We start from the raw sequence: 25574 nt of genomic DNA, 5'->3' as shown, positions 1-25574 counted from the left end.
ACGGGTTGCCAGACAAACCTTCCTAACTACGGTTGAACATAATCTTAAGAAGGAAGTCAATAAGCAAGTTAATATCCTGAGTAAAAGTCTCTAAACTGGATAAAAGACCCAACCAAGGAGAATCTACATGACTGTAGCGCAAGTATCGGCACAGGAGCTATTTCAAGCCGCTTATGAAAATCGTTATACCTGGGAGCCTTCGTTTCCTGGCTACACGGCTGATGTGGCTCTGAAGCTAGATGATCAAGAATTTAAGGGCACCGTGCGGGTGAATCCTGACCTGACGGCTGAAGTCTTTGATATTGAAGATGAACAAGCGAAAAAGCTAGTTCACGGGCAGCTTTGGGAAATTGCGATTCATCGGGTACGACGTTCCTTTGAAGATACTCACAGCAAAAACACCTTTGCTTACGGCAAAGCAAACGAAGCAGGTGCGGTCGAAATTTTGATGGGTGGCAAATCTGAGGGCGATCGCTATGAAGTTCATAACGGCGAAGTCAGCCTAGTTCATCGTCATATGCACGGCGTTGTCATTACCATCAACACGTTTAGCACCCATAATACTGGCGAAGGCTATCTCCCTCATCGCTATGATTCTGTTTATCAAGACCCCAAAACAGGTGAACAAAAAGGCGGCAAGACAGTCTTTGAAGATGAATATGAACAAGTCGGTGGCTTCTTCATTTTGAATCGCCGTTTCATGGAAACCGATGTTCACGGCAAAACCTCAACCCAAGAGTTTCTCTTTTCCAACATCCAGCTTTTGTTACCCAACGCCGCTTAGAAAGTAGCGTTAGGATCAAGTGAAATGATAGCTTTACAACAAACCAAGGTGAATTATGTCTGAAACGCTGACCCTAAACACTGAAAATGTAGAAACCGTCTTAGACGAACTGCGCCCTTATCTCATGGCAGACGGCGGCAACGTGGAACTTGTCGAAATTGATGGTCCCGTCGTTAAACTGCGGCTTCAAGGTGCCTGCGGCTCTTGCCCTAGCTCTGCCATGACGCTGAGAATGGGAATTGAACGCCGCCTGCGCGAATTCATTCCCGAAATCGCTGAAATTGAACAGGTTATGTAGGCAGTAAAAAGTTGATATCCCCCGCTTAAAAGACGGGGGCTTTACGCCTTCACCAGGTAAGTTTGCTGTTGCTTTCGGTCTGGCATCTACTTAGCCCAATGAGAGTAAGGGTGTTTTGATAGATTGGCATTGTAATAGCGGGGATCATGGGAGACTTCTGCGCCAATCCACGCGGGTAGGGCGATCGCTTGCTGTTCATCCGCAAGCTCAACTTCTGCCACAATCAAACCCTGATTCTCTCCATTAAATTCATCAATCTCCCAGACTAATCCGCCCCATTCCACTCGATAGCGCGTTTTTTCAATCAACGGGGGTTCGCACAAAGTTTGCAGTAGCTCTTGAGCCTGATCTACTGGAATTGCATACTCATATTCTGCACGGGTAATTCCTGCTGTGGCTCCTTTAATCGTCAGATATGCCTGTTCGCCTGCAATTCGCACTCGCACTGTTTTAACTGGAGAACTGAGCAGGTACCCTTGGCAATAAAATGTTCCTGTTCCCAGCGATCGCCAATCATCATTCTTGACTAAAAACTTCCGCTCAATTTCAGTTGGCATGGGAAATCACTCTAATAAACAGGACTACCTTTCTATTAATAGCCTGCCGCAGCCAAATCAAGATCGCAGCTATAAGCCACCCGCTCAATTTGGCTTTCCCATGTGCCATCGGCATAAAGCGTAACTAACCGCAAACCGGGTTGTTCTTCATCTAATGCGAAGTCAACGCTGTTCGGCTTAAATTGAATGCACGTTGAGGGAGTGCCCAAATAATGGACTTGGTTGCGCTGCCGACTGAAGTGTTGGTGGATGTGCCCAAACAAAACGAGCTTAACGTGAGGATGGCGATCGCAGACCCGAAAGAATTCGTTCGCATTCCGCAGCCCAATATCTTTCATCCAGTCGGAGCCGCTTAAAAAGGGCGGATGGTGAAAGGCGATCAGGGTAGAAACATTCTCCGATTGACTCAATTCTCGATCGAGCCATTCCAAGCTTTCGGGCGAGAGTTCGCCATGAACACAGCCCGGTACGCTGGAATCTAACAAAATAATCTTCCAATGATTCGCATAAAAAGACTTTTGAGAGGAAATGGGCGATCGCGTCAATACCTGCGCCATCGTCTTTGGGCAATCGTGGTTTCCAGGCACCCAATACGCTGGAATTGCCAGCGGTGACACGATCTCTTGCAACACTTCATAGGACTCTACCGTACCATCCTGAGATAGATCACCGGTTAAAAGCAGTAGGTCGGGTTGTCTTGTTAAAGCCTTGACTTGCTCAACCACGGCTTGAAACGATGCCAGAGTGTGTAAACCCAACAACTTTGTTTGGTCGTCGGCAAACAAATGAATGTCTGTAATTTGGGCAATTAGCAAGGATGAGGGGGGCTTGACGGCGATCGCGCTCATAAAAAAATTCCAGTGGTGCAATCAATAATTTTAGCCAGTTGGGAAAACACGTTAGGCTGAGAAAAGTAGGACTGAGGACTCTATGCATAAAGTAGTATGACTAAAGTTTTAGACCTGCGATCTCCCTCAGTAAGCGATATGATTTCGATCACATAGAAACTCCGTATAGAAAGGTGTTAATCCGTGCGGCAAGAACCAATCATTGCAATCGATCATGTGAATCACTACTTCGGAGCAGGGCGACTCCGAAAGCAAATTTTGTTTGAGATCACGACAGAGATCCAACCCGGAGAAATTGTGATCATGATGGGTCCTTCTGGTTCTGGAAAAACTACTTTGTTGACGTTGATTGGGGCGCTGCGATCGACCCAAGAAGGCAGTATGAAAGTGTTAGGTCAAGAATTGAATGGTGCTCCCAATCGCTTGTTGGTGGAGTTGCGGCGCAACATTGGCTATATTTTTCAAGCGCACAATCTGCTAAATTCTCTGACCGCTCGCCAAAACGTGCAAATGTCCATGGAGTTGCATGAAAATTTATCTGACCGAGAGCGACGGCATGGAGCCGCAGAAATGTTAGAAGCGGTTGGGCTAGCCAATTGGAGCCACTCCTATCCTCAAGAGTTATCGGGTGGGCAAAAACAGCGGGTGGCGATCGCCCGTGCCCTTGCGAGTCATCCCAAAATTGTTTTAGCCGATGAACCGACTGCCGCTTTAGATAAGCAATCGGGGCGAGATGTAGTAGAGATCATGCAAAAACTAGCAAAGCAGCAAGGCTCATCCATTTTGTTGGTGACCCATGACAACCGGATTCTAGATGTGGCAGATCGCATTCTCTATATGGAAGATGGCTATCTGTCGGCTTTGGAAGCGGCTCCAGTCTAATCCAGGTTCATTTAGCTTTTAATAATGGGTTTCTTGGATAGTAGATTGAGGCTCAGCGCAGCCAGACACAAAGAACTCTGCGCGAATTTTATTGAACTCAAGCAAATCTCCATCGCTTAGAAACCGCTGCTGCAATGGAACTAGCTTGGAGCGATTCACCCAAGTGCCATTACTGCTGCCTAAATCCATGATGTAAAAACCCTCATGCGGATGATGCCCGATCGCCGCATGACAGCGGGAAATAGATTTGTCTAAAAGGGCGATCGCGCAATTACTGCTGCGCCCAACCAGCCAACTAGTTGCCATTTCAGTCACTTGAGTCGAGCGAACATTGGTCAGGTTCGTCGTTAAAAAAGTGGTTCGCCCCGTAGTGACCGCTTGAATGTAATTAGCGCTAACTTCACAGCGACTTGGCGCATTTAAAATAGGTTCGATAAAGGTTGCAACTTGGCTAAGATTTTGTCCAAGTTCTTCAATGAGTGATTCTGAAATAGACGGATTTTGCCTGAGGAATAAGTGAGTACGTGGGTCAACTTGACCAGAAGATTTCAGATTCAACATGCTTACCTAATCTAGAAAACTTATGACAATACAACAACAAGCGCTTAAACCGAGTTGCTGAGTCTAGACCCTTAGTGCAACCTATCTGATGATTAAAATTTATCCGAATAGTTAAAATGACATTGAATTTAACTTGGGGTCTAGCTAAGTGCGACTACGTAGACTAAACACTAGCTTCATTGCCTAACGCAATCATCTCAGGCAAACTTTTCTCAACCTTTATGGAGTCTATAAGTATTGCAAACTTTCGTTAAAGTTTTCTTCAGCATTTATCCGCTGTTTTTTCTCACCATAAGGCGCGCTGTCCCTGACCAGAAACCCTATCATTTTGATTAGACTCTATTGAGGTAGGCGGCGAAGAAGGGTTGCCTGGGTTTAACGGCTGAGTCCCAATTGGAACTTCAGATGAATTGGCAGATTGAACGCTGAATCCGGTATTGATCGTTTGGTAAGTTTGGCTACTCGAATTAAACTGATTTTCCCACCAGCCTTGGGAACTGGCATATCGAATTCCGATCGCGGCTAGAATCAGACCAATCAACACTGGAACCCACCAGCCTGCTTGTTGGCGCTTCTTTTCCGTACTCATGATTGACACTCCGTTGAGTTTTTATTGTCCGCGATCGCATCCAGTCTCTAGCCCAGATCAGTCGCTTCTCGTCTTCTATGGCAGGATCTCGTCCGCTTGTCCCCAAAAACCTTGATGCTTAATCACCGTTAAGTCACCCAACACTTCCACCTGACAGGACAAGCGACGATTTTTTTCTAAAGAATGCGGGGGTAAAGAGAGCCGTGCTTGTTCTCGCCAGCCCATTTCCGAAACCGCTCCTTCAATTTCAACCGCACACGTCCCACAAGTGCCCAATCCATGGCAATTAATCGTATTTGCTGCGCCATTGTAAACCGCCATTCCGCTGTCCAGCATAACCTGACGCAGATTCGCGCCTAACTCACACTCAAACGTTTTACCTTGGGCTTTGATAGTTGGCATCGTGATGGACTCTTTTTGTAGGTTTCCACTCTTAGGGTATCGTCTGACAGCCTGAGTTTCCTACAATAGAAGGGGTTGCCAAAAACTTTACTGCCGTGCTGTCATGACTTTAGACCGCCCAATCTTGATATACGACACCACTCTCCGCGATGGGGCACAGCGGGAAGGGCTTTCCCTATCTATCGAAGATAAAATTCGGATTGCCCGGAGGCTCGATCGCCTGGGAATTCCGTTGATTGAAGGCGGCTGGCCCGGTGCGAATCCTAAAGATGTCCAGTTTTTTTGGCAACTTCAAGAAGAACCGCTGACCCAAGCGGAACTGGTGGCATTTTGCTCCACTCGTCGTCCTGGAATAGCGGCAGCGGATGATGCCATGTTGCAGCCGATTTTGGCAGCGGGAACTCGCTGGGTGACGATTTTTGGCAAGTCCTGGGATTTACACGTCACGGAAGGCTTGAAAACGACGCTCGATGAAAACCTGGCGATGATCGGTGACACGATCGCCTATCTGCGTGCCCAAGGTCGCCGGGTAATTTATGATGCCGAACATTGGTTTGATGGCTATAAATGTAATCCTACCTATGCTTTAGAAACCTTGAACAGCGCGATCGCGGCAGGGGCAGAATGGCTTGTTTTCTGCGACACCAATGGCGGCACCTTGCCTCATGAAATCTCCCGAATTGTCCAGAATGTCATTCAACATTTCGACCAACCCTCACTCGTCACTCCCCAATTCGGCATCCATACCCATAATGATGCGGAAATGGCGGTAGCAAACGCGATCGCGGCAGTCATGCAAGGAGCCACCATGGTTCAGGGCACCATCAACGGCTACGGCGAACGCTGCGGCAACGCCAACTTGTGTTCGGTCATTCCCAACCTGCAAACCAAATTAGGGTTTTCTTGCATCTCGCCTGACCAACTGGCGCAACTGACTGACACCAGCCGATTTATCAGCGAAGTGGTGAATTTAGCGCCAGACGACCATGCCCCCTTTGTAGGATTATCGGCATTTGCTCACAAAGGCGGCATTCACGTTAGCGCGGTCGAACGAAACCCGTTGACCTATGAACATATGCAGCCAGAAATCGTGGGAAACCGCCGCCGCATCGTCATTTCTGAGCAATCTGGTTTAAGTAACATCTTGGCAAAAGCCCGCAGCTTTGGAATTGAGCTAGAAAAACAAGACCCTACTTGCCGCCAAATTTTGCAGCGCTTAAAGAATTTGGAAAGCGAAGGCTACCAGTTTGAAGCTGCCGAAGCCAGTTTTGAACTGCTGATGCGGGAAGCTTTGGGACAACGCCAATCCCCTTTTGAGGTCAAAGGCTTTCAGATTCACTACGACATGATTTCAGGCAAACAGTTGCTCTGCGCGACTTCCATGGCAACAGTGAAAATTGCAGTGGGAGGCAAAGATATTTTGGAAGCAGCGGAAGGCAATGGTCCTGTGGCGGCAATGGATGCCGCGCTGCGAAAAGCGCTGGTCAACTTTTATCCTGAAATTGAGTCGTTTCACCTGACCGATTACAAAGTGCGGATTTTGGATGGAGCCGCTGGCACTTCTGCCAAAACCCGCGTCTTGATTGAATCGAGCAATGGTCATCAGCGCTGGACGACGGTCGGCGTTTCCGACAACATTCTGGAAGCTTCCTACCATGCCGTGGTTGAAGGCTTGGAATATGGTTTGTTGCTGCAAAGGCAGGTAGAAACCGCGATCGCTACTTCTACCTGAACGGCGTTGATCTATATTTCCACTTTCACGCCCTTCCAAAAGGCAACATAACCTTTGATATTTTTCGCTGCATCCTTGGGTTCGGGATAATACCAGGCAGCATCTTTGTTGGTTTGCCCATCCACCACCACGTTGTAGTAGCTAGCGGTGCCTTTCCAGGGGCAGCCTGTGTGGGTGTTGCTTGGCTCAAAATAGTCTTGGTTAATCGAGTCCGCTGGGAAATATTGATTGTTCTCAACCACTTCGCAGTGGTCGCTTTCGGCAAGGACGGCACCGTTCCAAATCGCTTTCGGCATGAAAAATAATCTCGTCGAATGGTTCGCCTTTAGCCTATCGAAAGGGGCTTATTCTGACAAGGCGATCGCAGCGTTATAGCAGGGGACAGGGGTCGGGTTTCAGGTTTCAGGGATAGAGTGGTTTGGATGCCTGGGGCTGCCGTATTGCTTGCCCTAACCTGCTTGACTACAGCGTTAACTGATAGACTTGTCCCCATAGGGTGAAGTAAATAACCCGGTTTTGATCACTCTCCAACTCTTTTTATGCTGCCAGTCAATCAAGCTGAACAAATCATCTTAGATCTCGTCCAGCCACTTGATCCGGTGCAAGATGGGGAAACGCTCAGTTTACTGGATGCACTAGGGCGAATTTTGGCAGACCCGATCGCCAGTTCGCTAGATTTCCCCCACTGGGATAATTCGGCAATGGATGGCTATGCGGTGCGATATGCCGATGTGCAGACCTGTACGGCTGCGACTCCGGCGACGTTGGAAATTGTGGAAGAGATTCCAGCGGGATATCAGCCGCAGAAAACGATTCAGTCGGGTCAGGCAGCGCGGATTTTGACGGGTTCGGTGATGCCATCGGGGGCGGATACGATTGTGATCCAGGAGGAGACGCAGCGAGAGGGCGATCACGTGACGATCTTTGCCACGCCCCAATCCCGTGCGTTTGTTCGCGATCGCGGTGCCTATTATCAAGCAGGCACTCCTTTACTACCCGCAGGCTTACGATTGCAGGCTGCCGAAATTGCCGTGTTAGCGGCTGCTCAATCTGCTCAGGTCAGAGTGTATCGCCGTCCCAAAGTCGCCATTCTTTCCACGGGTAGCGAACTGGTCGCGATTGATCAACCTTTGCAACCGGGGCAAATTGTGGATTCCAATCAGTATGCGTTAGCGGCGTTAGTCGCTCAAGCGGGAGTCGAACCCGTGCTGCTAGGAAGGGTGCCCGATCAGCCAGACGCGTTAAAAACTGCAATTCAACAGGCGATCGCGGGTGCCGATATGGTGCTGTCCTCCGGCGGCGTTTCTGTCGGCGATTATGATTATGTCGATGAAATATTGGCAGCGCTAGGAGCCACCATTCATATTCGGGCGGTTGCTGTGAAACCGGGAAAACCTCTGACGGTAGCGACATTTGAAACAGAGAACAGAGCACAGCGGATAGAAAAAGAGAGTTCTCCTAGCCCCGCTATTCTTTACTTTGGGCTTCCTGGCAATCCAGTTTCTGCCCTGGTCACCTGCTGGCGATTTGTGCTGCCTGCCTTGCGAAAGTTATCTGGTTTGCCTGCACCCTGGGAGCCAGAATTTGTCCAGGCGCGATCGCTAAGTGTTCTCAAATCAGACGGGAAGCGCGAATCTTACCTGTGGGGTAAACTGCGGCTGGTGGATGGGGAATATGAGTTTGAACTGGCGAGGGGTAGCCATAGTTCAGGAAATTTGATCAATTTGGCAGGAACCAGTGGATTAGCAGTGGTTCCATTAGGAGAAACCCAAATTTCAGCAGGCGATCGCGTGCAAGTGTTGCCCATTGGGTGATAATTCTAAAATCTTCACTCCCAAACGCGCAAGTATGATGAACTCTTTTTCCATCATTGTTCCGGTCTACAATTGCGAAAAAGTGATTGTCAGAACCCTAGAAAGCATTGAAGCCAGCATTAATTTTTTCTATGAATATGCTGATCCAGAACGAAAAATCATCTCCGAAATTGTCTTAATTAATGACGGATCTAGCGATGAATCTTCCGCCGTAATTCAAAACTATATTCATGAAAAAAATAGCTATCAATTCATTGAACATACTACAAGCTTAGGGGCTGGACCTGCTAGAAATATTGGTGCCAAAATTGCTAAGGGTGAAGTCATCTTTTTTATGGATGGCGATGATCTTTTTTATCCAGAGCATGTGTTTGTTTGTTTGAAGGTGTTAGGGCATCAGGCAGATCCAGCAACACCCAATGCCTTCACAATCCCTGGCAGCAATCCCCCTATGAAAATCGAGTTGCCGCCTGAACCTGTAGGCATTGTAAAAACTGGAGTTGCAACTCAAGATAAGCTACATCCCTATTGGAAAGTGGCGATAGAAAATAGTGTGCCAATCAACTTTTGTCTTTGGAGAGCGTGTCACGAATTTGTGGAAGGCTTTCCCGAAGCGGCAGTTTATAAACGCACTGGGCGAGAAGATATTCCTTACTATTCCTGGTTGCTGAAGTTCTTTAGAATCCATCGAACTAATTTAGATACTATAGAATATATTCGCTATCCTAATAATAATCTCGATCGCCAAATTGAAAAATTTCAAACTCCTCCAGAACTCTGTCAGTCGGAATCAGTAAAACCTGAAGATCAAGCATTGTATTTGTTAACCAGTAAGCTGGAAGAAGAACGGCTGAAGTACCTGTTTGAAAAAGTTGGCACGTTACAGAGCGATCGCATTCCAATGCATTGGATGAACTGGCAAGCACTCGCTCAAGAGTTTTTAATGCAGCAAAAATACTCACAAGTTATCTTTTTGTGTGAAAAAGGTGTGGAAGAAAATCCTGCGGCTGCCACTCAAGTAAGCCAGTTTCTAGCAGTGTCTTATAACAATTTAGCCTCTGCTCAACAACAGCAGGGAAATCTTGAAGAAGCCGCTATATTTTTCAAGAAAGCAATTCAAGTCAATCCTAATTTGCTTCCATCCGACTTAGCCCGGATTCATTACAATGTTTCGACTGTTTTAAAGGCTCAAAATAAGCTAGATGAAGCCCTGATTTATCTGCAAAAATCAGTTGAACTAGATGCAAATTTAACCCAAGCAGCTTCTGATCTCGCCTCCACACAATACACCCTGAACAATCAGCAAAAAGACTACCAATTTTCTCAAGATTGGTTTAGTCATAACGTGCCGATTTGGAAACAGTTTTTAGACCCATTGAAAGGACTTGTAAACCTGCGGATCTTAGAAATTGGGAGTTGGGAAGGACGCTCAACCTGTTGGTTGCTAGAAAATATTGCAACTGATTCTGCGGCTCGAATCACCTGCGTTGATACCTTTGAGGGCAGCGTTGAACATGCAGTGATAGTGGAGCAAACGATTCTCAAAACGATTGAGCAGCGGTTTGATTGGAATCTTGAAAAAACAGGAAATCCTGAGAAAGTTAGGAAAGTAGTAGGTGCATCTCAGATAGCTCTGCGATCGCTGATTCCAAACACTTACCATCTAGCTTATATCGATGGTTCTCATGTCGCGAGTGATGTTTTGGAAGATGCCTTATTGACTTGGCGATTAGTCAAAGTTGGCGGGGTCATTATCTTTGATGACTACGGATTTGTATTCGCTCCAGAAATTACGGAAGATCCGCCAAAAGCAGCGATCGATGCATTTCTAAATCTGTTTCAAAAGAAGATTAAATTACTTCATCAAGGCTATCAAGTGATTCTCGAAAAAATTGCTGATTAAATGGTTTGACTGATCCTGCTCTTTGTAAGAATCTCTCAGTTCTTGTACAAAGACTCTCTGCTTCTCTTTCCAAGAACATCATTGATGAAACTGCTTGCCATAATTCCAGCCTCGCCCTGAGACTCATAAATCTCTTCACGTAACGGGCGATCGCATCTAAAACTTTCGGAGATGCCAAGATAACGATGAAGTTGTGCAGCGGCAGAAAAGCTAAAACTCTCACCGATAGCCTTTATTTCGTCCGCTCCAACGTATTGTTTATGCCGCGATCGCTACTGAGTTTACAAAGGCAAGTACAGGACAATGCCTTTCCACTCATCTGGCTCACTACAATCATTCAGTAGTAACAATTCATCAATTGCCTGTCTAACTGGCATCCGATCATTAATCACAAATAACCCCGACATCGGCTGTCCCTGTGACAACCGCTCGTAAGCGAAGTCTGGCATTGTTGCACGATCATGAGTTAGAAGAATGCGTCCATTGCTTGCCGCCCAGTCTAGAATTGCCGGATCATCCACTTCTCGCAACCCAACATCCTGAACACGTAATAAGTCAAGATCTGGCTGACGAAGAAACAATCCTCGCGCAATATCGCCATTAAAATTTTCATCACTCAGCAGCCTCAGCATAACAAGGCTTAGGGAGTTTGCTGTGCTAAAAGTCTGGATCGAATCAGACTCAGGTCAGGCTGAATTTCTGAAACACGTTGACGAACGGTTTCTGCTAACTGTTCGCGCTCATTCAGATAGAATTCTATTTCCTGCTGATGCCGAAGATAATAGCCAATCGTGATGTAAACGTCAGACAGGGAAAGCGTGGAGTATCTCTGCACAATGGTTTCTGGGGAAGCACCATCCTGAAATGCTCGAATTACCAACTCTAGCAGAACCCTTGAGTCGCCAATCCGAATTGCTCCTGTTTCATCTTCCCTAAGCGGTGGGGATTCACATTCCAAAACAAGACTCACAATTTCATCTCCATTATCGACTCCTAGAGCAGGCTTCAAGCTGAAAATATTGCTCTAAGTATACCTACTAATCCTATGTCGCTCCCAGAATAATCTTTGAAGAGTCAAGCTGTGTAACGGTTGCAAATAATCGATCGCCAAATCCTGCATAGTTCCCTGCCTTGACCTGCGACTCATAAATCTCATCGCGTAACGGGCGATCGCATCTAAAACTTTCAGATCTGCCAATATACCCCTCATTAGTCACTCTGAGTAGAAATTATCTAGAATAGGGTTAAGGTTATCCAGATTAATGATTGATGCCTGCCTCTAGAACCGCTCGACCGACGATTCGCTTTGTAGATGAATACTGCCAACTGTATGAGGGATTATTCCCAGAAGTGCGAAGCTTTGAAGCCTTCAAACTGTTGCACTTGGGGATGGTTAGCGAGATTAAACGCAAATCCTTACCCGCCATTGCCAAAGCAGTGGGCTTAGACAATCAACAAAACATGCATCACTTCCTGACCGAATCTCCTTGGCAGGTGCAGCAGCTACGCCAGAAACGACTGGAGTTAACCCTCAAGGTGCTGGGTGGTCGCTCATTGATATTACTGATTGATGAAACCGGAGATTGCAAGAAGGGAAAAAGCACTGATTACGTCAAACGGCAATACATTGGCAACGTCGGTAAAAAGGAAAATGGCATCGTGGCTGTCACGGCTTATGGATTAGTGGATGGCATGATTTTGCCGTTAAGCTTTGAGGTGTATAAACCCCGAGAACGACTCAAAGAAGGAGAGGAGTACTCCAGTAAACCGCAAATTGCCGCAAGGATGATTCGAGACCTGCAAGCCCTGGGATTTCACTTTGAGTTGGTGCTTGCCGATAGCTTGTACGGAGAAAGCAAGGTGAACTTTGTCCATGTGCTTGATGAGTTGAAACTGCCCTACATTCTGGCGATTCGTAGCAACCACGCTCTGTGGTTACCGCAAGACCAGGAGGTGTATCAGGAGCCGTGGCAACCGTTTGAACGCACCTTTAGCAATGGCACCACCGAAGTGCGCTACATGGCAGAGGTGATTTACGGCAAACGGCACCGCAAGCAGTATTGGCTTTTGACCACTGACCGTGACACCTTGCCAGACAATTCCACTTCCGTGTGATGGTCTGTGCCCCAGACATCAAACTCAAAGAAATTGGAGACCACTACGGCTTTAGAACCTGGATTGAGTATGGACTCAAACAAGCCAAAGACGCACTCGGTTGGGCAGACTTTCGCATGACAAGCTATGAGCAAATTGAGAAGTGGTGGGAGATAGTGATGAGTGCATTCCTCATGGTCAGTTTGTTTGCCGACCCGTTCAATGACTCATGCCCCCTCGCCCATCAACGATTTACAGGGCATCCTTGGTGGGATAACCAAAGCGGTTGGAAGAATTTATTAAACAACCTACGTTTAGTCATTCAACCTTTAGTTTGTTTTAACTGGCTTAAACAGTGGTTGACGGTTTTTCCCATTGCATCACTCCAGTTAGGGTTTGAACAACTCACGCAGAAGATGAATGAGTTTATCTGTCCACTGGTGCATCGGCTAAATTTACAACTTATCTTTTCCTCTGCTTAAAGTGACTAATGAGGGATACAGCGGTTTGCAGACTCATGAGGGACAGTAGCAGCAGTGGGCAAACCAGTTTCGCAAATGCTTCGGATTCATTAAATCCATCGCCGTTGCAATCAGCGTATCGACCCGTTTCGAGGTCGTCGGCGAGAACTGCCTTAAGAAGGCTTTTAACTGCGACCACCAGTGTTCTATGGGGTTAAATTCCGGGGAGTAAGGAGACAGGTACAGCACCCTTGCGCCAACCGCTTCAATTAGAGGTGCTATCGCGTTGACTTTGCTGGTCGGCAAGATCGTCCATGACCACAACAGCCCCTTGCCAGAGTTGGGGCACAAGACACTGGGAGACATAGACTTCAAAGGCAGCCGCGTCCATCGAAGCATCCATTGTCATTACAGCCAGGACTTTTGAGACCGAGATCGCACCAATGACACTCACCTTACTACCGCGATAAAAGGGTTTGAAGTCGTAAGCTCGTGCTCCAGACCTTGCACGGGCATGCGTTCGCATCAGTCCCAGCAAAACTCCCATCTCATCAAGAAACACTAAGTCCTTGAGGTCTACCCCCTTGACTTGGGTCCAATACTCCGCTCTTAAGCGTTGTACGCGTTCGCTCGTCGCTTGGTGGGCGCGGAGTGTTTTTTTTGGCGTGGTAAATCTAGTCGCTGGAATGTCCGACACATGGTGCTTTGGCTTACCCATAGTCCAGTCGCATCAAACAATAACTCACAGTATTCTGCCAAGGTCGCATCGGTCTGTTGCTCAAAGATCGCCATCAACTGATCTTGATGCTCCATCACCGCACTCACCGACCCACCCTGCTTGCGTGGCACCACATGACCTTCTGTCCGCTTCTGAGTGACCCACCGCTCGACACAGTTTTTGCTGACACAGAAGCGCTGCGCTACTTTTCTGAAAGAGCTATCTCCTTGTTCAATCGCACTGACAACTCGTTCTCGCAAGTCGATGGAATACGGCTTCATTCGTTACCTTCTTTTGCACCACTTTAGTCTCCCCTATCTGAACGCAAACCGCTGTAACGATGAAGTTGGGCGGCGGCAGACAAGCTAGAACTCTCACCGATAGCCTTTATTTCGTCCGCTCCAACGTATTGTTATGTTTCCACTACGATAAATTAATTTATACAAATCCGTGTCAGCAGAATATCAATCTAGTTTATTCAAAGTATTGTCCAGGAATAGCTCCTCAGAAGGAATCCAGTCCTGCGCATATCGATCAGCCATTGCTAGCCAAGTAGAAATTCGTGCTTTACTGGGTACGAGCATTCCCCAGTATTCCTCAAACAGAGCATCTTCTAGGGTTAAAGCAGCAACTCGCATTTCACTTTCTATATCAGCAAGCGCTCTCTGAATATAGTTTCCACCCCTGACTGGATCTGCTCTTAATGCGACACTACCAGCGGAGAATAAGTCACGAGCCTGGGGACACAGAACGCCTCTGTAAGTCAGCATATAACTTACAGCATCTGAGTATTTGTCTTTAGACCGTGAAGATTTTACTATCTGGGGACATAATATAGCTGCCTCAGCACGAAGTTTTCGTTTCTCATTGCGATCAAGATTCATATAGATCCTGACTTGAAGAGGTAAAGTATGTTCTTGCTCTTCTTTCTCTTCAAGCCACCACAAGCGCTCTCCAGACTTGAGTCGTTTTCTTGCATAAGCCCTCACATAAGTCATTTTTTGGTCATCCGACGCTTTGGAGAAAGACTCATAGGTAGTCCCCATCTGGGTAAATAAGCTCTCTTCCGCAGTCATGTCAACTTCAAATCTGGGAACATGAGAAGTTCTAACATGCATAACGCAGTCATCGTATTTTCCCCATTTAACTTCTGGTTCTCCTCCCATTTTTCCAAAAATCAAATAGATGTGTTCAACGGACGGATCGCGCATACCTTCAAACACGCTATTTGCGATGCTCCGCCATGTATCATTCGTTGTGAATTTAACCTCTATTCCAAACTCACCCAGTGGTATATCAGGAAAGACATGAGGATGAGGTTCATAATTAATGGATAGCCCCATTGAGGCAAGTATATTTCTAACTCCATCTTCAAACTGTTTTGAAGTTAGGAACTTCCCATTTATTCTTATATTCTGATTCAGTTGAGCTACAACGTCCGAAACAATAACTTCAAATTCAGTAATATTCATTTATTCAGTACGCGAAGTACAGCCTTTGCAATGTGCCACGACAACACAGGTGGAACAGCGTTACCGACTTGGCGCTCCGTTTCGCGCAGCTTAGACTGAAAAATAAAATCATCAGGGAAAGATTGAATTCGAGCTGCTTCCCGCATGGAAATTCTTCTTGGTTGGCTATAGTGAAATTGGATATTTCCATGACATTCTGCACGTATTGTATAGCCAGGTCTATCAGCTTTCAAACATCTATTACCTTGCTCAGGGCTTCGATTCGCCTTGCTCCAAACATGGTTAATTGATTCATCTTCTGGAATTGTCTCTAAATCAGCGATTGCCTGAGAGGCTGTGATATGTTCACTTTTTAAGAGAACTGTCTTTGGAGGTTGAAAATTTATTCCTGGTTGTGTACCCACAATAAAAACGCGATCTCTCGTTTGAGGTACTCCAAAATCAGCCGCGTGATAAAGACGGTAATCAACTTGATAACCAATGCTTGTAAAATCTGAGATTACCTTTGCCAAAGATGCCTTATTATTCCGCATCAGCAGCCCTTTTACATTTTCAGCTACAAATATTTTCGGTTTTAATCTTCTAACTGCCTCGACCATTGCGCTATACAGACCACTTCTGGAACCATTTACACCAGCGCGTTTACCATTCACAGAAATATCTTGGCAAGGAAATCCACCAATAACTACATCAGCAGAACCAGGCATTGTATCTAACACATCCCAAATATCACCACAAACAATCTCATTACTGAGATTATATTTATAAGTTCTGCAAGCAAACTCATTAATGTCATTTGCCCACACAATATCGAAGGGTAAACCTTCATACCAATTATCTAGAAATTTAAATCCACCTAAAAACCCTTTGTCCATACCGCCGCAACCAGAGAAAAGAGAAACAACTCTTACTTGTCGCGGCTGTGTACGAAAACTTCTCTGCCCTAAACGAGTACTACTTGCGGATGGGACTTCAGCGAGGTTCGATTTGTTGGCTTTTTCAACACTCAACGTAACCATGTGGCTGATCCCCAGGAGTAGAAGTATCAAGAAATCGTACTACAAAAGATGAAACAGTGGACGAAAAGCTGAAATTCGCTTGACGGCTGATAGAGGCTCTTTCTGGAGTACCAAAAGCTGCATCTTGAATCAATTGCCTAGTTCTACTAGAAGCTCGGAAGCATGACTTGTGACTAGATGGAAAGTTTCCGCATAACACGCCAAAGCGGGTGAATAGACGGATTGTTTCTGAATAACACCTCTAAATTAGATAGATAGACCGAGACTTTCCGTATAGTATGCCGTTTGGGGTAGATAGGCAGAATCTTTCCACATATTTTTAGATGAATACTGCTACTCACGATCGCCCCAGTAGTTGACTTTCAGCCTATCTCCCTACCAGCAGTTTATCGGTGTCCTCAAGCGCGACAGTTTTGTACAGCTTTTTGAGGGCAGCGAGGGCTTGGCGGTGGTTGGCAGTGCTGCCTTGGTCTGAAAATAGCTGAACGGCTTGGCGCAGGTCGTGGATTGCCTCCGATCGCTGTCCAATTTTGGCGCAGGCAAGTCCGCGATAAAAGTAGGCGATTCCCTTTGGGATCGTGGAACGAATCGCGTTTTCAGGATCAAGCCGAATCACTTCGGTATAGTCTTGAATGGCTCCTAGTTTATTTTGTAGACGAGTGCGTGCGAGTCCCCGATAGAAGTAAGCCAGAGCATAGTCGGGATTGAGTTGAATCGCGTAAGCATAGTCTTCGATCGCATCCAACTGATCGCCCAACGCTGCACGAATAAAGCCTCGGTTGCAGTGGGCAACAAAGTTTTCGGGATTTTGCTGAATGGCTGCATCTAGGTCCGCGAGTGCGCCGATTTTGTCGCCTTGGTCATAGCGGACTAGGGCGCGGTTGTTATAGGTGATATCGTCTTCCGGCTGGAGCCGTAACACCTCGCTGTAGTCTGCGATCGCGCCGGGATAGTCGCCCAAATCATAGCGTGTGGAGGCGCGATTAAAGTAAGCTGCGGCATCGTCTGCATCCAGCGTTGGGTTGTCGAAACGGTCAATCAAGCCTTGAACCACGCTTAAATTAGTGGTGCGTAACCCTACCGCAGCCGCCGGAAAAACGGCACTGGCTATGGCGATCGCGGAAGTTCCCAAAATAGCATAGGTGCGATCGCAGACCAAAAAATGTTCATGAGTGCCCAGCACCCTAAAGCGAAACTGGTCAGGATATCGTTTTTTTAACGCCATCAACTGATTCAGCGTCGTGTATAAAAAGCCTTTTTCTGTCGAGTTTACGACCCGCCGGCGATCGATGGAGCGAGACAAAGGGCGATCGTGAGTATTGCCCAAATGTCCCCAGCCAATATCCAAACAGCCCTTTTGTGCCAAAAACTGCTGTAGCTGCTGCATCATGGCATCATCAAAAATCGCGGCTTCTGGGAAAGGATAGACCATCACAAGCCGAGCCTGAGCTTGATTGAGCGCGGCTTCTAGCATGGCGCGGCTGGTTAAATGGGGCGGGTTACTGTCATCGGTCTGCTGTCCTTGAACCTCAAACACAAACTCATAGCGAGGATCGAGACTGCTAATGTCTTCTTTTTGCTGCAAATGAGTGACCGTATTTTCTGCCCACTCCACGCGAGTAGCTAAATATTTGACCTCGTTTTGCAAAGCGCTGGTATCTAATAAATGGGGCAGTCGTTGCACCGAGTCGCGCAATTGTTGCTGTTGCTGATCGAGAGTGTGCGATCGCTGGTGTAAGCCGACTAATTGCTGCTGCACCTGATCGAGTTGAATAGCTAATTCTCCCTGTAGTTCTGTTTTTAGCTGGGTGAGATCCTCGGTGGTGAGTTGGTTCAACCGCTGTTCTAGGGTGTGAATAGTAGTTTGCAACGTCGTTAGTGTGGCTAAAATATCAGAGTTTACTTGCTGGGCAACTTCAACATTCACCACCTTTGCCGTGGTTACGTCTAGTTGCTTCTTCAAAATTGTGGTTGCCAGTTTCAGGGGCGCGATCGCCTGCTCCAGATAGCCACCTTGTTGAGCCACTTTATCAATCTGCATCTCTAGGCGAGCAAGATCACGCCTGGTTGCCATTTCGCTCACCATTTTGATTAATGATTCCACGTCTTGCTTGAGGGCATTGGCATCGAAAGGCGCAGGCAAATGATTCAGCCGACGATTGATATGGCTAATCTGATCTTGCAACGTCCGATAGTGTCCTAACTTTTGCTGAGGCTCCATTTGCTGGAGCCTGCTCCGCAGTTGAGTAAGCTCAGCTTTGAGTTGTTCAATATCGGGCTGCCAGTTAGTCGGTTGTTTCGCAGGAGTGAGCCGCACCAATGACTCCCTCACCCCTGCTAAAGAATTATCCAAAGCGGCGTGCTGCCGTTGCAACTGATCCATGTCTTGCCTAAGCGATCGCCATTCGGGTTTGATGATTTCCTGTTGTAGCCGCGAAACACTAGTCGATAGATCGCTATAGAGCGCTTGATTTTTCCCTTGAAGATCTTTTCGCAAATTGGCAAGATTCAGCGCACTCGGCAACCCTTGAATTTGTTGCTGCATCAGGTTCAGGGTGCCTGATAGTTTTTCATCTAGCTGGGCGATCGCGCCATCAATTTCAGATTGAGTCTCTCGCTCAAACCGACGATGATTCAATGTATTGAGCAGTAGTAAGGCTGAAACTGGAGCCGCCGCATAGAACAATTGCTGGGAAACAGCCGTTGCCACGGAGCCGACTCCGGAGCCAACCAGCATAACGGACTCTGCAAGATTAAGCCAATGACGGTTTTTCACAGCGGTTTGCCTGCCTAAAGTAAGACGGCTGAATTGGAGTTTTAAGCTGGAATTTTTATATCCCTTTCAACCCTTTTTCAAAGATTCAGCGTCTAATCAGGAAAGAGATTGATTAGGATAGCGATCGCTATCAGTGCCAAATAAGCAAAATCAATCAACAGCCGTTGAACAAATAGTCCAATTTTTTCAGAATCTACGGAACCGACTGATTATCCTGTGTATCGCTGCTGTGACTTTCAATTTTCACCTCTCTCGTTTTGTAGAGGAGTCAGCGTCAACAGCAGGGTATAATCTCGAAAAGTTTACATATCGCAAAGTTCAGCACTGACATGGGATGAAATCAGTCTTAAGCACTGGGGAAACTGGGATTGCAGGAATCAAGTGGGATAGGAGTGACTGTGAAACAAATTAATACTAATAGTGGGCAAACTGAAGTTAAATCAAATTCATCACCGCCGCAATTGACTAATCAGGATCAAAAAAACCCTCAAAAAGTGCCTCTTGTCTCTCCCCACCCCCCTTCTGCCGCGAACTGGCTACAAAAAGCTGTTGCTATCGGTATTGTGACGATCGCATCCACAACCGTTGGGTTAACGGCTGCTCTTTTGCTGCCCCTCCCTATGGGTTTGGTTGCGAAAGATAAAACCGCTAAACCGCCCGATTTGTGGCAGTTTGGCATGGGCTACCAAGTTTCTCGCCCAGTGAATATTTTGGTTATGGGCATCGATCGCGTACCAACAGCGGCACCCGGTTCTCGTGAAGTATTTAGTGGTCGTAGCGATACAATGCTGCTGCTGCGAGTTGATCCAGACACCGATTCCATTAGTCTATTGTCAATCCCGCGTGACACTCAGGTTGAAATTCCTGGAGTCGGCACCACGAAAATTAATGATGCTAACGTTCAAGGGGGGGCTACTTTAGCCGCTCGGACTGCTAGTAGTGTGTTGAATGGGGTGCCAATCGATCGCTACCTGCGCGTCAGCACGGAGGCATTCAAAGAGCTAGTGGATCTCATGGGTGGCGTTGAAGTCTATGTGCCTAAACCGATGGTTTATGAAGACAAGACTCAAAAGCTCAAAATCAATCTATCGCCTGGAAAGCAAGTTTTGAATGGTGCCCAAGCGGAACAGTTTGCCCGGTTTCGCAATGATGATCTCGGAGATATTGGGCGGGTGCAGCGTCAGCAAGCACTGCTAAAGTCGCTACGAAAACAATTGACCAGTCCTAGTGTGATTCCACGCATTCCTAGTCTGGTGCAGGCGATGCAGAAGTATATCGATACCAATCTCACAGTAGAAGAAATGCTGGCGCTGGTGAGTGCAGGGCGGAAGTTGGGCGATGGTAGCCTTAAAATGGTGATGTTGCCAGGGCGCTTTAGTTCACCGGATGAATTTAGAGCAAGCTATTGGATTATGGACCCGACTGGGCGCGATCGCGTGATGAAGCAGTACTTCAACATCGATCCGCTATTCGCCTCCTTAGATGATAGTTCTGCCTCTGCTCTGCGAATTTCAATTCAGAACGCTTCTCGCAATCCCAATGCTGCATCTCAGTTAAGTCAGCGGTTGATCGCGCTAGGTTTTTCAAATGTGTTTATCACGTCTGATTGGGCAGATAAACAAGCCAAAACTCTGGTTATCGCCCAGCGCGGAGATCTTCAAGCTGCCCAAGTACTGCAACAACAGTTAGGGCTTGGGATGGTCGATGCAGATTCCACAGGCGACTTAGAATCAGACATTACCATCCGCGTGGGTGATGATTGGGGGAAAGGCAAATGATCAAGTGGCTGCGAAAAACGGTAGTGGTTTTAGGGGCGATCGCGCTGGCATTAGTCTGGGTTTTGCTCAGCGCTCAGCCCGCCTTTGCAGAGGAAAATAAGTTTGCTGGGTTTACCAATGCCCAACTCGCCAACCAAGATTTTTCCAATCAAGATTTATCGGGCGGCAATTTTGTTTCTTCCGAAATGCGGGGCGCAAATCTCAGCGGAGCTAACTTGACCAATGCCATGTTTACGAAAGGCAACCTGCTAGGCGCTAACCTATCTGGCGCTAATTTGTCTTGGGCGTTAGTCGATCGCGTCACGCTTTACAAGACCAATTTGACCAATGTTAACTTTACCGGAGCGACGCTTTCCAACAGCATTTTTGAAGAGGCAGATATCACTGGAGCCGACTTTACCGATGCCATTCTCGATCGCTACACCGTCGCCCAACTCTGCAAACGAGCAGAAGGGATTCATCCAATCACTGGCATTGAAACCAGAGAGAGTTTAGGTTGCCGCTAACGGTAGCGAACCTCTAGTCGTTAGGCATTCAGCTAATCAGCAGCAGATTTGCTTCTGTATGGCGCAAACTTGGTTATCACAAGACATACCTACTAATAACTTTGTTAAAAGCAACCACGTCAAAGTTGCCTCGTATTTCAAAGCGAATCTTGCCAATCGAGCTTATATAGATTTCTATTTCACAGTCGCGCTCCAGCGTACCTGAGGTCTCTACAGAAAATGTTTGTATTTTGCTATAGGGAATTGATGTGTAATCAACTTTTTTGCCAGTTAGCCCCTGCACGTTCGCAGCAATAATGCGCTTGTTGGTAAATATAAGCTGATCTCGAACCGTCTTGAATACCGAGAGTACTGTTTCATCCTCAAGCAAGAAATTTCTGATAGTTTCAAGCATTTGCTCAACAGGAATTGGTTCAAGTTTAAACAAGACGCTTTTTTGAAAATCGATCACGTTAGCCTCCTATCACAATTGAAATACTTGTAGCTTGAAACGCCCATCATCCTATCAAGCGAGTGGTCTAACGCCAAATGCTTCGCTTACAAGACCATGCGATCGCATGGTCTTGTAAGCGCCTTTTGCAAAACATCCTTGCAGAAAGATGCGATGGTTCATATCTTCAAGGCTGCTATTCCTCTTCGTCTCCGTAACTTTCCTCGCTTTCCTCCTCTTCGTAGTCTTCCTCCTCTTCGTAATCTTCTTCCTCGCTTTCCTCGCTTTCCTCCTCTTCCTCGCTTTCCTCGCTTTCCTCCTCTTCCTCGCTTTCCTCCTCTTCCTCGTCGCTACTGTCTTCTATTTCTTCCTCTTCATACTCCTCACTGTCTTCCTCACTAGATTCTTCCTCTAAGTATTCTTCGGTTTCTTCGTAGCTAGATTCCACCGTTTCAGTCGATTCTTCGGACTCTTCAGTTTCCTCTAAGTATTCTTCAGAAGTCTCTTCACTCTCCTCGTAGTCAGCGTCTACGGTTTCAGTCGAGTCCTCATATTCTTCAGAGGTTTCTTCATATTCTTCAGAGGTTTCCTCAGAGTCGTCGGTTTCTTCTGTTTCATCACCCGATTCGTCCTCGTACTCGACATAATCGTAGGTATAGACTGATTCGTCTGTGTCTGCCTCCAGTTCATCGCCAAATAGGTCAAAAATGGCATCGGCAACGGCAAAATCGTCTTCTACCCACACGCCTTGGCTAAAATCTAGATCGCTTACGGCGCGGACTGCCCATAGCTCTTGGCAGACTTTGGGATCGGTCATGTAGCTGTAGGGTACATAGCAGTAGCCCTTTTCGCCCCACTCTTCACCCCAAGAATTACGTACGATGAACGCTTGGGATTGGTCAGAATAGCCGACGCACAGCATGGCGTGCCAGCCGTGTTCTGCCCGTCCTTGTTCAACAGGGTCAGGAACCGGAACAATGCCACGCTTTTGGGCTTTGTCGAAGGAATGGAAAAGCTTTAGTCCGAAGGCGAAGGGAAACCCTTCTGCGAGACAACTCTTCATGGCGGTTAGGTCACAGTCAATTTCTTGAGCTTCTTGCACTAAAAAATTACGGGCTTCTTCGTAGGCGGCATCGTGGGGCTGCACGTTGACTTGGGCTTCATCGTATGCCCACGTTGCTTCGCTACAGGCTCCATGTTCTTGCAGCACTTGAATCGCAGAGACGATCATGCAGCCCGCATCTTCTTTACTGTTTTCGTAGGCACGGGCGTTGTAGTAAATAAACAGGCGGCTGACATCACCCGCATCGCCATTTGCCCGTTTTGCCAGATATTCATAGGCTCCAGCCATGGAGTTGGCAACACAACTGCTAAGTTGGGATTGATTCTCAACAGCGGTCATGTAGGGGCGCAAATCGACGCGGGGCGGCAATTGATTTGCCTGGAAGCGATCGCTGGAGTATTTTTGAGAGTTGGGCGGTTTTTTGCCGTTAGCGGGTTGAAAGCCACCGAATTTGATTTTTTGTCCGGTTGTGCGATCGGTGAGGGTCGTAATTTTATGACGGGTCATGGAGTTGCGTGGGTAAAATTCCAGTGGTCTGCCTCTGGTATTCCCAAAACCGCTCCTGAACTCCCATAGGAGGACTTTAAACAATCTTTGCTGAATTGGAATGGCTTCACTGTTTAAGCAATCCGTAACAGCAAAGCAATTCAGTCTATTTCTGCCGACTCAAGTTTGAACTGGGCTTTTTCGGCAACCAGAGTTAGATAATTTGAAGACGCTCGCGAGGGTTCGTAGACTGCTTTTTCCCATTCGCTGACGGTTTGTTGCCGGATACGGAGTTCTTTGGCAAAGCCTGCCTGGGTTAGCTGCATGTGCGATCGCAAGGCTTTGACCAATTCCCCATTCCACTGAATTTCGTCATTTACGCGCTGCACTCTATAAACTTGAGACGGCTTGTGGAAGATGACCTGTTCATCCAAAAAGTTCAAATCTTTCACGAGATACCCTGCCCCCATCCAAGCGGTTGCTTGCAGCGCTCCTTTGCTACGGTTGCTCCACCACGCTCGATTGTATCGGGCTGAATCCGGTAAGGGCGCATCCATAAGCGTTTCAATCGCTGCAAAGGTTAGCACCACTTCCGGGCGATCGCTCCGCTGTAAATACTCTAGCAATGGCTGATATTTGCTTCCACCCTTCATAAAGCCATTCCACAACAAGTCATAAACTAACAACCATCCTGAGTCGGAAAATTCCCATAGATGGAATCGTCCCATTATAGAAACACTGGACTGAACCGCCGCATAAAGCGACTAAAATGCCGCTGATGAAATCGATCAGCGCCTAAAGACCTTGTTTATTATTTATGGTGATACCAAGTTTTTTCAAAACTTACGGATCACTTATCCGGTGATGTGAAATAATTAGCAGGTTTTAATATCCTGCCTCTTCATACTTCCCAATCTTTATGAATCAGTTTCTTCGGCTTTTGCTTCTCTCCCCAGCGACATTTGCTTCAGTCGTGTCTCTGATGATGGTTCAACCAGTCCAAGCCAATAAACCTGCTTGGGTGCAAGTTTCCAAAGAAACCACTTGTTTACGTGCGGTTGCCCATACTGCGACGCAATTTACCTGTAAGCGTGTCACTTCTGAAGCGGCTAAGGTTTTTGACATTACTCAATCTGCCGCTGCTGCGCGGGATGCGATTGAAATAGATGATGTAACGGCAACCTCGTTTGATATGAGCGAGGAAGAAAGCGATGCCGCGATCGCCCTGTTTGGCTGCGACTGTCCGGCTTGTACGCGATCGCTGCGTCAACTCCGCAGTATGCTTTCGTAGATCACTTATCCGCTGCGCGTTAAGGTAATAGTGACTCATATTTGTGGCGCGATCGCGCTCCTATTTTTCTAATGTCTACCTCTTCTATGCCATTGCCGCCCGTCTTAGAGAAAATTGTCCGTCGTTTACAACAAACAACTGACCCAAAGCGGCGCTACGAATATCTCCTTTGGCTTGCCAAACGCCTGCCAGAACTTCCAGAGTCACAAAAAACGGCTGAGAATAAAGTTCCAGGGTGCGTGTCCCAAGTTTTTGTCATTGCCGACTTGGTGGATGGGAAGGTCGTGTTTGAAGCAGATTCCGATGCTCAATTGACTAAAGGATTAGTGGCGTTGCTAGTTGAAGGGTTAAAGGGATTGACTCCCCAAGAGATTTCTCAGCTTACCCCGGATTTCATTAAAGACACGGGCTTAGATGTCAGCCTTACCCCTTCTCGCGCCAACGGGTTCTACAATATTTTTCAAACGATGCAGCGTAAGGCGCTTCTGTGTCAGTTGGAAATGTCTATGCAGTCGATCGCTCCGGGGGATGCATCCTCATAATCCCAGTTAGTGATGAATTTCCAGGCTTAAGGTGTATTGCCCTAACTGGAGGCGATCGCAGCGAAGCTCATACTCTAACAACAGGTAAGAAGGCAGCGGATTTCCTTTCACATGTAGGTTGCGGGTAAAGTTGCGTAACCGTAACTCGCGATTGGGATACACTCCATCTTCTTGCAGGAAATAGCGGCTAAGCCCCACTACTCCCGGTTCAAACAGATGGCGGTAGTTAAACTGACCATTTCCCTGCATGGTCATCGTCACACGATAAGGCGAAAACTCAATCCATAAGAGGCGCGGTGTGGGAACAGCAGTGGTTGTTAAGGTGCTGATGGCAGAGGCTTCTAACGCCTGCGATCGCGTATCCCAATCCATCACCAGTGGCTCTGTGAGCACCAGATGATAGCGATCATCCTCTTTTTGGTAGAGCGTGCCAACCGTCTCTAGCTCTGAATTTAGCAAGCCATCCGCAGAGCTAAAGGATAAATGAATCGGTCGGCGAAGTTGAGTCAGCATGGTAATTAAGCGGTAGGATTACTAACGCAGTTCAAATGGCAGTCTAGCCGATCCC

At 47.1% G+C, this 25574-nt stretch carries 28 protein-coding genes and 2 pseudogenes; 11 read left to right on the top strand and 19 right to left on the bottom strand.

What is annotated here, in order from left to right:
- The first annotated feature begins 127 nt into the window (after positions 1-127).
- Together AC1S5B_RS15895 and AC1S5B_RS15890 are read left to right on the top strand one after the other, a co-directional pair.
- The gene (locus AC1S5B_RS15895; protein WP_482036681.1) at positions 128-784 is read left to right on the top strand and encodes a DUF3386 domain-containing protein; all 657 of its coding nucleotides are present in this window, start codon (positions 128-130) and stop codon (positions 782-784) included.
- A 55-nt stretch (positions 785-839) separates the two neighbouring features.
- Positions 840-1082 carry a NifU family protein gene (locus AC1S5B_RS15890; protein WP_171572984.1) on the top strand — a complete coding sequence of 81 codons (243 nt, stop codon included), beginning with the start codon at positions 840-842 and terminating at the stop codon, positions 1080-1082.
- 86 nt (positions 1083-1168) lie between these two features.
- Here the strand turns inward: AC1S5B_RS15890 and AC1S5B_RS15885 are convergent, their stop codons facing one another.
- Positions 1169-1639 carry a CYTH domain-containing protein gene (locus tag AC1S5B_RS15885; RefSeq protein ID WP_482036680.1) on the bottom strand — a complete coding sequence of 157 codons (471 nt, stop codon included), beginning with the start codon at positions 1637-1639 and terminating at the stop codon, positions 1169-1171.
- A gap of 35 nt (positions 1640-1674) precedes the next feature.
- The gene (gene cpdA, locus AC1S5B_RS15880) at positions 1675-2487 is read right to left on the bottom strand and encodes a 3',5'-cyclic-AMP phosphodiesterase (protein ID WP_482036679.1); all 813 of its coding nucleotides are present in this window, start codon (positions 2485-2487) and stop codon (positions 1675-1677) included.
- A gap of 183 nt (positions 2488-2670) precedes the next feature.
- Here cpdA and AC1S5B_RS15875 point away from each other — a divergent pair, with 183 nt between their 5' ends.
- Complete coding sequence (locus AC1S5B_RS15875; RefSeq protein WP_482036678.1) at positions 2671-3369, top strand: DevA family ABC transporter ATP-binding protein; 699 nt, start codon at positions 2671-2673, stop codon at positions 3367-3369.
- A gap of 18 nt (positions 3370-3387) precedes the next feature.
- Here AC1S5B_RS15875 and AC1S5B_RS15870 read toward each other — a convergent pair whose 3' ends face one another.
- The 3 genes from AC1S5B_RS15870 to AC1S5B_RS15860 all read right to left on the bottom strand — a co-directional run bounded on the left by AC1S5B_RS15870 (position 3388) and on the right by AC1S5B_RS15860 (position 4921).
- On the bottom strand, positions 3388-3930 hold the full coding sequence (locus AC1S5B_RS15870; protein ID WP_482036677.1) for an FHA domain-containing protein: 543 nt from the start codon (positions 3928-3930) through the stop codon (positions 3388-3390).
- A gap of 286 nt (positions 3931-4216) precedes the next feature.
- Positions 4217-4519, bottom strand: a complete 303-nt coding sequence (locus AC1S5B_RS15865) for a hypothetical protein (RefSeq protein WP_482036676.1) — start codon at positions 4517-4519, stop codon at positions 4217-4219.
- Between the two features lie 75 nt (positions 4520-4594).
- On the bottom strand, positions 4595-4921 hold the full coding sequence (locus tag AC1S5B_RS15860) for a 2Fe-2S iron-sulfur cluster-binding protein (protein WP_482036675.1): 327 nt from the start codon (positions 4919-4921) through the stop codon (positions 4595-4597).
- 103 nt (positions 4922-5024) lie between these two features.
- On the opposite strand from AC1S5B_RS15860, the gene cimA reads away from it, so the two are divergent.
- On the top strand, positions 5025-6653 hold the full coding sequence (gene cimA, locus AC1S5B_RS15855; protein WP_482036674.1) for a citramalate synthase: 1629 nt from the start codon (positions 5025-5027) through the stop codon (positions 6651-6653).
- A gap of 11 nt (positions 6654-6664) precedes the next feature.
- On the opposite strand, the gene AC1S5B_RS15850 is transcribed toward cimA, so the two are convergent.
- Positions 6665-6949, bottom strand: coding sequence for a DUF427 domain-containing protein (locus tag AC1S5B_RS15850; RefSeq protein WP_482036673.1), 285 nt, complete (start codon positions 6947-6949; stop codon positions 6665-6667).
- 243 nt (positions 6950-7192) lie between these two features.
- Here AC1S5B_RS15850 and AC1S5B_RS15845 point away from each other — a divergent pair, with 243 nt between their 5' ends.
- Positions 7193-8467: a molybdopterin molybdotransferase MoeA gene (locus AC1S5B_RS15845; protein ID WP_482036672.1), complete on the top strand. Its 1275-nt coding sequence runs from the start codon at positions 7193-7195 to the stop codon at positions 8465-8467.
- A 34-nt stretch (positions 8468-8501) separates the two neighbouring features.
- On the top strand, positions 8502-10370 hold the full coding sequence (locus AC1S5B_RS15840; protein WP_482036671.1) for a class I SAM-dependent methyltransferase: 1869 nt from the start codon (positions 8502-8504) through the stop codon (positions 10368-10370).
- 281 nt (positions 10371-10651) lie between these two features.
- On the opposite strand, the gene AC1S5B_RS15835 is transcribed toward AC1S5B_RS15840, so the two are convergent.
- From AC1S5B_RS15835 to AC1S5B_RS15825, 3 genes are read right to left on the bottom strand one after another with little or no spacing between them, the layout of a single operon-like run.
- Positions 10652-11002, bottom strand: a complete 351-nt coding sequence (locus AC1S5B_RS15835; RefSeq protein ID WP_482036670.1) for a DUF5615 family PIN-like protein — start codon at positions 11000-11002, stop codon at positions 10652-10654.
- A gap of 8 nt (positions 11003-11010) precedes the next feature.
- Positions 11011-11379 (bottom strand): DUF433 domain-containing protein, encoded by a 369-nt coding sequence (locus AC1S5B_RS15830; RefSeq protein ID WP_482036669.1) that lies wholly within the window; start codon positions 11377-11379, stop codon positions 11011-11013.
- Between the two features lie 34 nt (positions 11380-11413).
- A complete protein-coding gene (locus tag AC1S5B_RS15825) occupies positions 11414-11587 on the bottom strand; it encodes a hypothetical protein (RefSeq protein ID WP_482036668.1) in 174 nt (57 codons plus the stop codon).
- Positions 11588-11639: 52 nt separating this feature from the next.
- On the opposite strand from AC1S5B_RS15825, the pseudogene AC1S5B_RS15820 reads away from it, so the two are divergent.
- A pseudogene (locus AC1S5B_RS15820) lies at positions 11640-12946 on the top strand (IS701 family transposase).
- A gap of 179 nt (positions 12947-13125) precedes the next feature.
- On the opposite strand, the pseudogene AC1S5B_RS15815 reads toward AC1S5B_RS15820, so the two are convergent.
- From AC1S5B_RS15815 to AC1S5B_RS15790, 6 genes and pseudogenes are all read right to left on the bottom strand, one after another.
- Positions 13126-13198 (bottom strand): annotated as a pseudogene (locus tag AC1S5B_RS15815) (hypothetical protein); the annotation flags it as partial.
- Complete coding sequence (locus AC1S5B_RS15810; RefSeq protein ID WP_482037103.1) at positions 13191-13451, bottom strand: transposase; 261 nt, start codon at positions 13449-13451, stop codon at positions 13191-13193. The pseudogene AC1S5B_RS15815 and the gene AC1S5B_RS15810, both read right to left, overlap by 8 nt.
- An 83-nt stretch (positions 13452-13534) precedes the next feature.
- Entirely contained in the window at positions 13535-13924 is a 390-nt protein-coding gene (locus tag AC1S5B_RS15805; protein ID WP_482034976.1) for a helix-turn-helix domain-containing protein, read from the bottom strand.
- 183 nt (positions 13925-14107) lie between these two features.
- Entirely contained in the window at positions 14108-15115 is a 1008-nt protein-coding gene (locus tag AC1S5B_RS15800) for a hypothetical protein (RefSeq protein ID WP_482036667.1), read from the bottom strand.
- On the bottom strand, positions 15112-16134 hold the full coding sequence (locus tag AC1S5B_RS15795; protein ID WP_482036666.1) for a DNA cytosine methyltransferase: 1023 nt from the start codon (positions 16132-16134) through the stop codon (positions 15112-15114). The genes AC1S5B_RS15800 and AC1S5B_RS15795 overlap by 4 nt, the downstream gene beginning before the upstream one ends.
- A 367-nt stretch (positions 16135-16501) precedes the next feature.
- Positions 16502-18910, bottom strand: coding sequence for a tetratricopeptide repeat protein (locus AC1S5B_RS15790; RefSeq protein WP_482036665.1), 2409 nt, complete (start codon positions 18908-18910; stop codon positions 16502-16504).
- A gap of 398 nt (positions 18911-19308) precedes the next feature.
- Between AC1S5B_RS15790 and AC1S5B_RS15785 the strand changes: the two genes are divergently transcribed.
- Positions 19309-20688 carry an LCP family protein gene (locus tag AC1S5B_RS15785; RefSeq protein ID WP_482036664.1) on the top strand — a complete coding sequence of 460 codons (1380 nt, stop codon included), beginning with the start codon at positions 19309-19311 and terminating at the stop codon, positions 20686-20688.
- Positions 20685-21194, top strand: coding sequence for a pentapeptide repeat-containing protein (locus AC1S5B_RS15780; protein ID WP_482036663.1), 510 nt, complete (start codon positions 20685-20687; stop codon positions 21192-21194). The genes AC1S5B_RS15785 and AC1S5B_RS15780 overlap by 4 nt, the downstream gene beginning before the upstream one ends.
- 76 nt (positions 21195-21270) lie before the next feature.
- Here AC1S5B_RS15780 and AC1S5B_RS15775 read toward each other — a convergent pair whose 3' ends face one another.
- The 3 genes from AC1S5B_RS15775 to AC1S5B_RS15765 all read right to left on the bottom strand — a co-directional run bounded on the left by AC1S5B_RS15775 (position 21271) and on the right by AC1S5B_RS15765 (position 23901).
- Positions 21271-21645, bottom strand: a complete 375-nt coding sequence (locus tag AC1S5B_RS15775) for a PH domain-containing protein (protein ID WP_482036662.1) — start codon at positions 21643-21645, stop codon at positions 21271-21273.
- 175 nt (positions 21646-21820) lie between these two features.
- Positions 21821-23194 carry a C1 family peptidase gene (locus tag AC1S5B_RS15770; RefSeq protein WP_482036661.1) on the bottom strand — a complete coding sequence of 458 codons (1374 nt, stop codon included), beginning with the start codon at positions 23192-23194 and terminating at the stop codon, positions 21821-21823.
- 140 nt (positions 23195-23334) lie between these two features.
- Positions 23335-23901 carry a helix-turn-helix domain-containing protein gene (locus AC1S5B_RS15765; protein ID WP_482036660.1) on the bottom strand — a complete coding sequence of 189 codons (567 nt, stop codon included), beginning with the start codon at positions 23899-23901 and terminating at the stop codon, positions 23335-23337.
- A gap of 191 nt (positions 23902-24092) precedes the next feature.
- Here AC1S5B_RS15765 and AC1S5B_RS15760 point away from each other — a divergent pair, with 191 nt between their 5' ends.
- Together AC1S5B_RS15760 and AC1S5B_RS15755 are read left to right on the top strand one after the other, a co-directional pair.
- A complete protein-coding gene (locus AC1S5B_RS15760) occupies positions 24093-24464 on the top strand; it encodes a hypothetical protein (RefSeq protein WP_482036659.1) in 372 nt (123 codons plus the stop codon).
- A 71-nt stretch (positions 24465-24535) separates the two neighbouring features.
- Positions 24536-25006, top strand: coding sequence for a SufE family protein (locus AC1S5B_RS15755; protein ID WP_482036658.1), 471 nt, complete (start codon positions 24536-24538; stop codon positions 25004-25006).
- 6 nt (positions 25007-25012) lie between these two features.
- On the opposite strand, the gene AC1S5B_RS15750 is transcribed toward AC1S5B_RS15755, so the two are convergent.
- Positions 25013-25519: a hypothetical protein gene (locus tag AC1S5B_RS15750; protein ID WP_482036657.1), complete on the bottom strand. Its 507-nt coding sequence runs from the start codon at positions 25517-25519 to the stop codon at positions 25013-25015.
- Positions 25520-25574: the final 55 nt, after the last annotated feature.

The organism is Leptolyngbya sp. CALU 1928 (genome assembly GCF_056784215.1).
The sequence above is the reverse complement of the archived record's forward strand: the minus strand, read 5'-3'. Positions and strand labels throughout refer to the sequence as shown.

Bases quoted from the DNA above. Each gene is read 5' to 3' on its own strand.
- AC1S5B_RS15895 (WP_482036681.1), top strand. From the start codon at position 128: ATGACTGTAGCGCAAGTATCGGCACAGGAGCTATTTCAAGCCGCTTAT.
- AC1S5B_RS15890 (WP_171572984.1), top strand. From the start codon at position 840: ATGTCTGAAACGCTGACCCTAAACACTGAAAATGTAGAAACCGTCTTA.
- AC1S5B_RS15885 (WP_482036680.1), bottom strand. From the start codon at position 1,639: ATGCCAACTGAAATTGAGCGGAAGTTTTTAGTCAAGAATGATGATTGG.
- cpdA (WP_482036679.1), bottom strand. From the start codon at position 2,487: ATGAGCGCGATCGCCGTCAAGCCCCCCTCATCCTTGCTAATTGCCCAA.
- AC1S5B_RS15870 (WP_482036677.1), bottom strand. From the start codon at position 3,930: ATGTTGAATCTGAAATCTTCTGGTCAAGTTGACCCACGTACTCACTTA.
- AC1S5B_RS15865 (WP_482036676.1), bottom strand. From the start codon at position 4,519: ATGAGTACGGAAAAGAAGCGCCAACAAGCAGGCTGGTGGGTTCCAGTG.
- AC1S5B_RS15860 (WP_482036675.1), bottom strand. From the start codon at position 4,921: ATGCCAACTATCAAAGCCCAAGGTAAAACGTTTGAGTGTGAGTTAGGC.
- cimA (WP_482036674.1), top strand. From the start codon at position 5,025: ATGACTTTAGACCGCCCAATCTTGATATACGACACCACTCTCCGCGAT.
- AC1S5B_RS15850 (WP_482036673.1), bottom strand. From the start codon at position 6,949: ATGCCGAAAGCGATTTGGAACGGTGCCGTCCTTGCCGAAAGCGACCAC.
- AC1S5B_RS15845 (WP_482036672.1), top strand. From the start codon at position 7,193: ATGCTGCCAGTCAATCAAGCTGAACAAATCATCTTAGATCTCGTCCAG.
- AC1S5B_RS15840 (WP_482036671.1), top strand. From the start codon at position 8,502: ATGATGAACTCTTTTTCCATCATTGTTCCGGTCTACAATTGCGAAAAA.
- AC1S5B_RS15835 (WP_482036670.1), bottom strand. From the start codon at position 11,002: ATGCTGAGGCTGCTGAGTGATGAAAATTTTAATGGCGATATTGCGCGA.
- AC1S5B_RS15810 (WP_482037103.1), bottom strand. From the start codon at position 13,451: ATGCGAACGCATGCCCGTGCAAGGTCTGGAGCACGAGCTTACGACTTC.
- AC1S5B_RS15805 (WP_482034976.1), bottom strand. From the start codon at position 13,924: ATGAAGCCGTATTCCATCGACTTGCGAGAACGAGTTGTCAGTGCGATT.
- AC1S5B_RS15800 (WP_482036667.1), bottom strand. From the start codon at position 15,115: ATGAATATTACTGAATTTGAAGTTATTGTTTCGGACGTTGTAGCTCAA.
- AC1S5B_RS15795 (WP_482036666.1), bottom strand. From the start codon at position 16,134: ATGGTTACGTTGAGTGTTGAAAAAGCCAACAAATCGAACCTCGCTGAA.
- AC1S5B_RS15780 (WP_482036663.1), top strand. From the start codon at position 20,685: ATGATCAAGTGGCTGCGAAAAACGGTAGTGGTTTTAGGGGCGATCGCG.
- AC1S5B_RS15770 (WP_482036661.1), bottom strand. From the start codon at position 23,194: ATGACCCGTCATAAAATTACGACCCTCACCGATCGCACAACCGGACAA.
- AC1S5B_RS15765 (WP_482036660.1), bottom strand. From the start codon at position 23,901: ATGGGACGATTCCATCTATGGGAATTTTCCGACTCAGGATGGTTGTTA.
- AC1S5B_RS15760 (WP_482036659.1), top strand. From the start codon at position 24,093: ATGAATCAGTTTCTTCGGCTTTTGCTTCTCTCCCCAGCGACATTTGCT.
- AC1S5B_RS15755 (WP_482036658.1), top strand. From the start codon at position 24,536: ATGTCTACCTCTTCTATGCCATTGCCGCCCGTCTTAGAGAAAATTGTC.
- AC1S5B_RS15750 (WP_482036657.1), bottom strand. From the start codon at position 25,519: ATGCTGACTCAACTTCGCCGACCGATTCATTTATCCTTTAGCTCTGCG.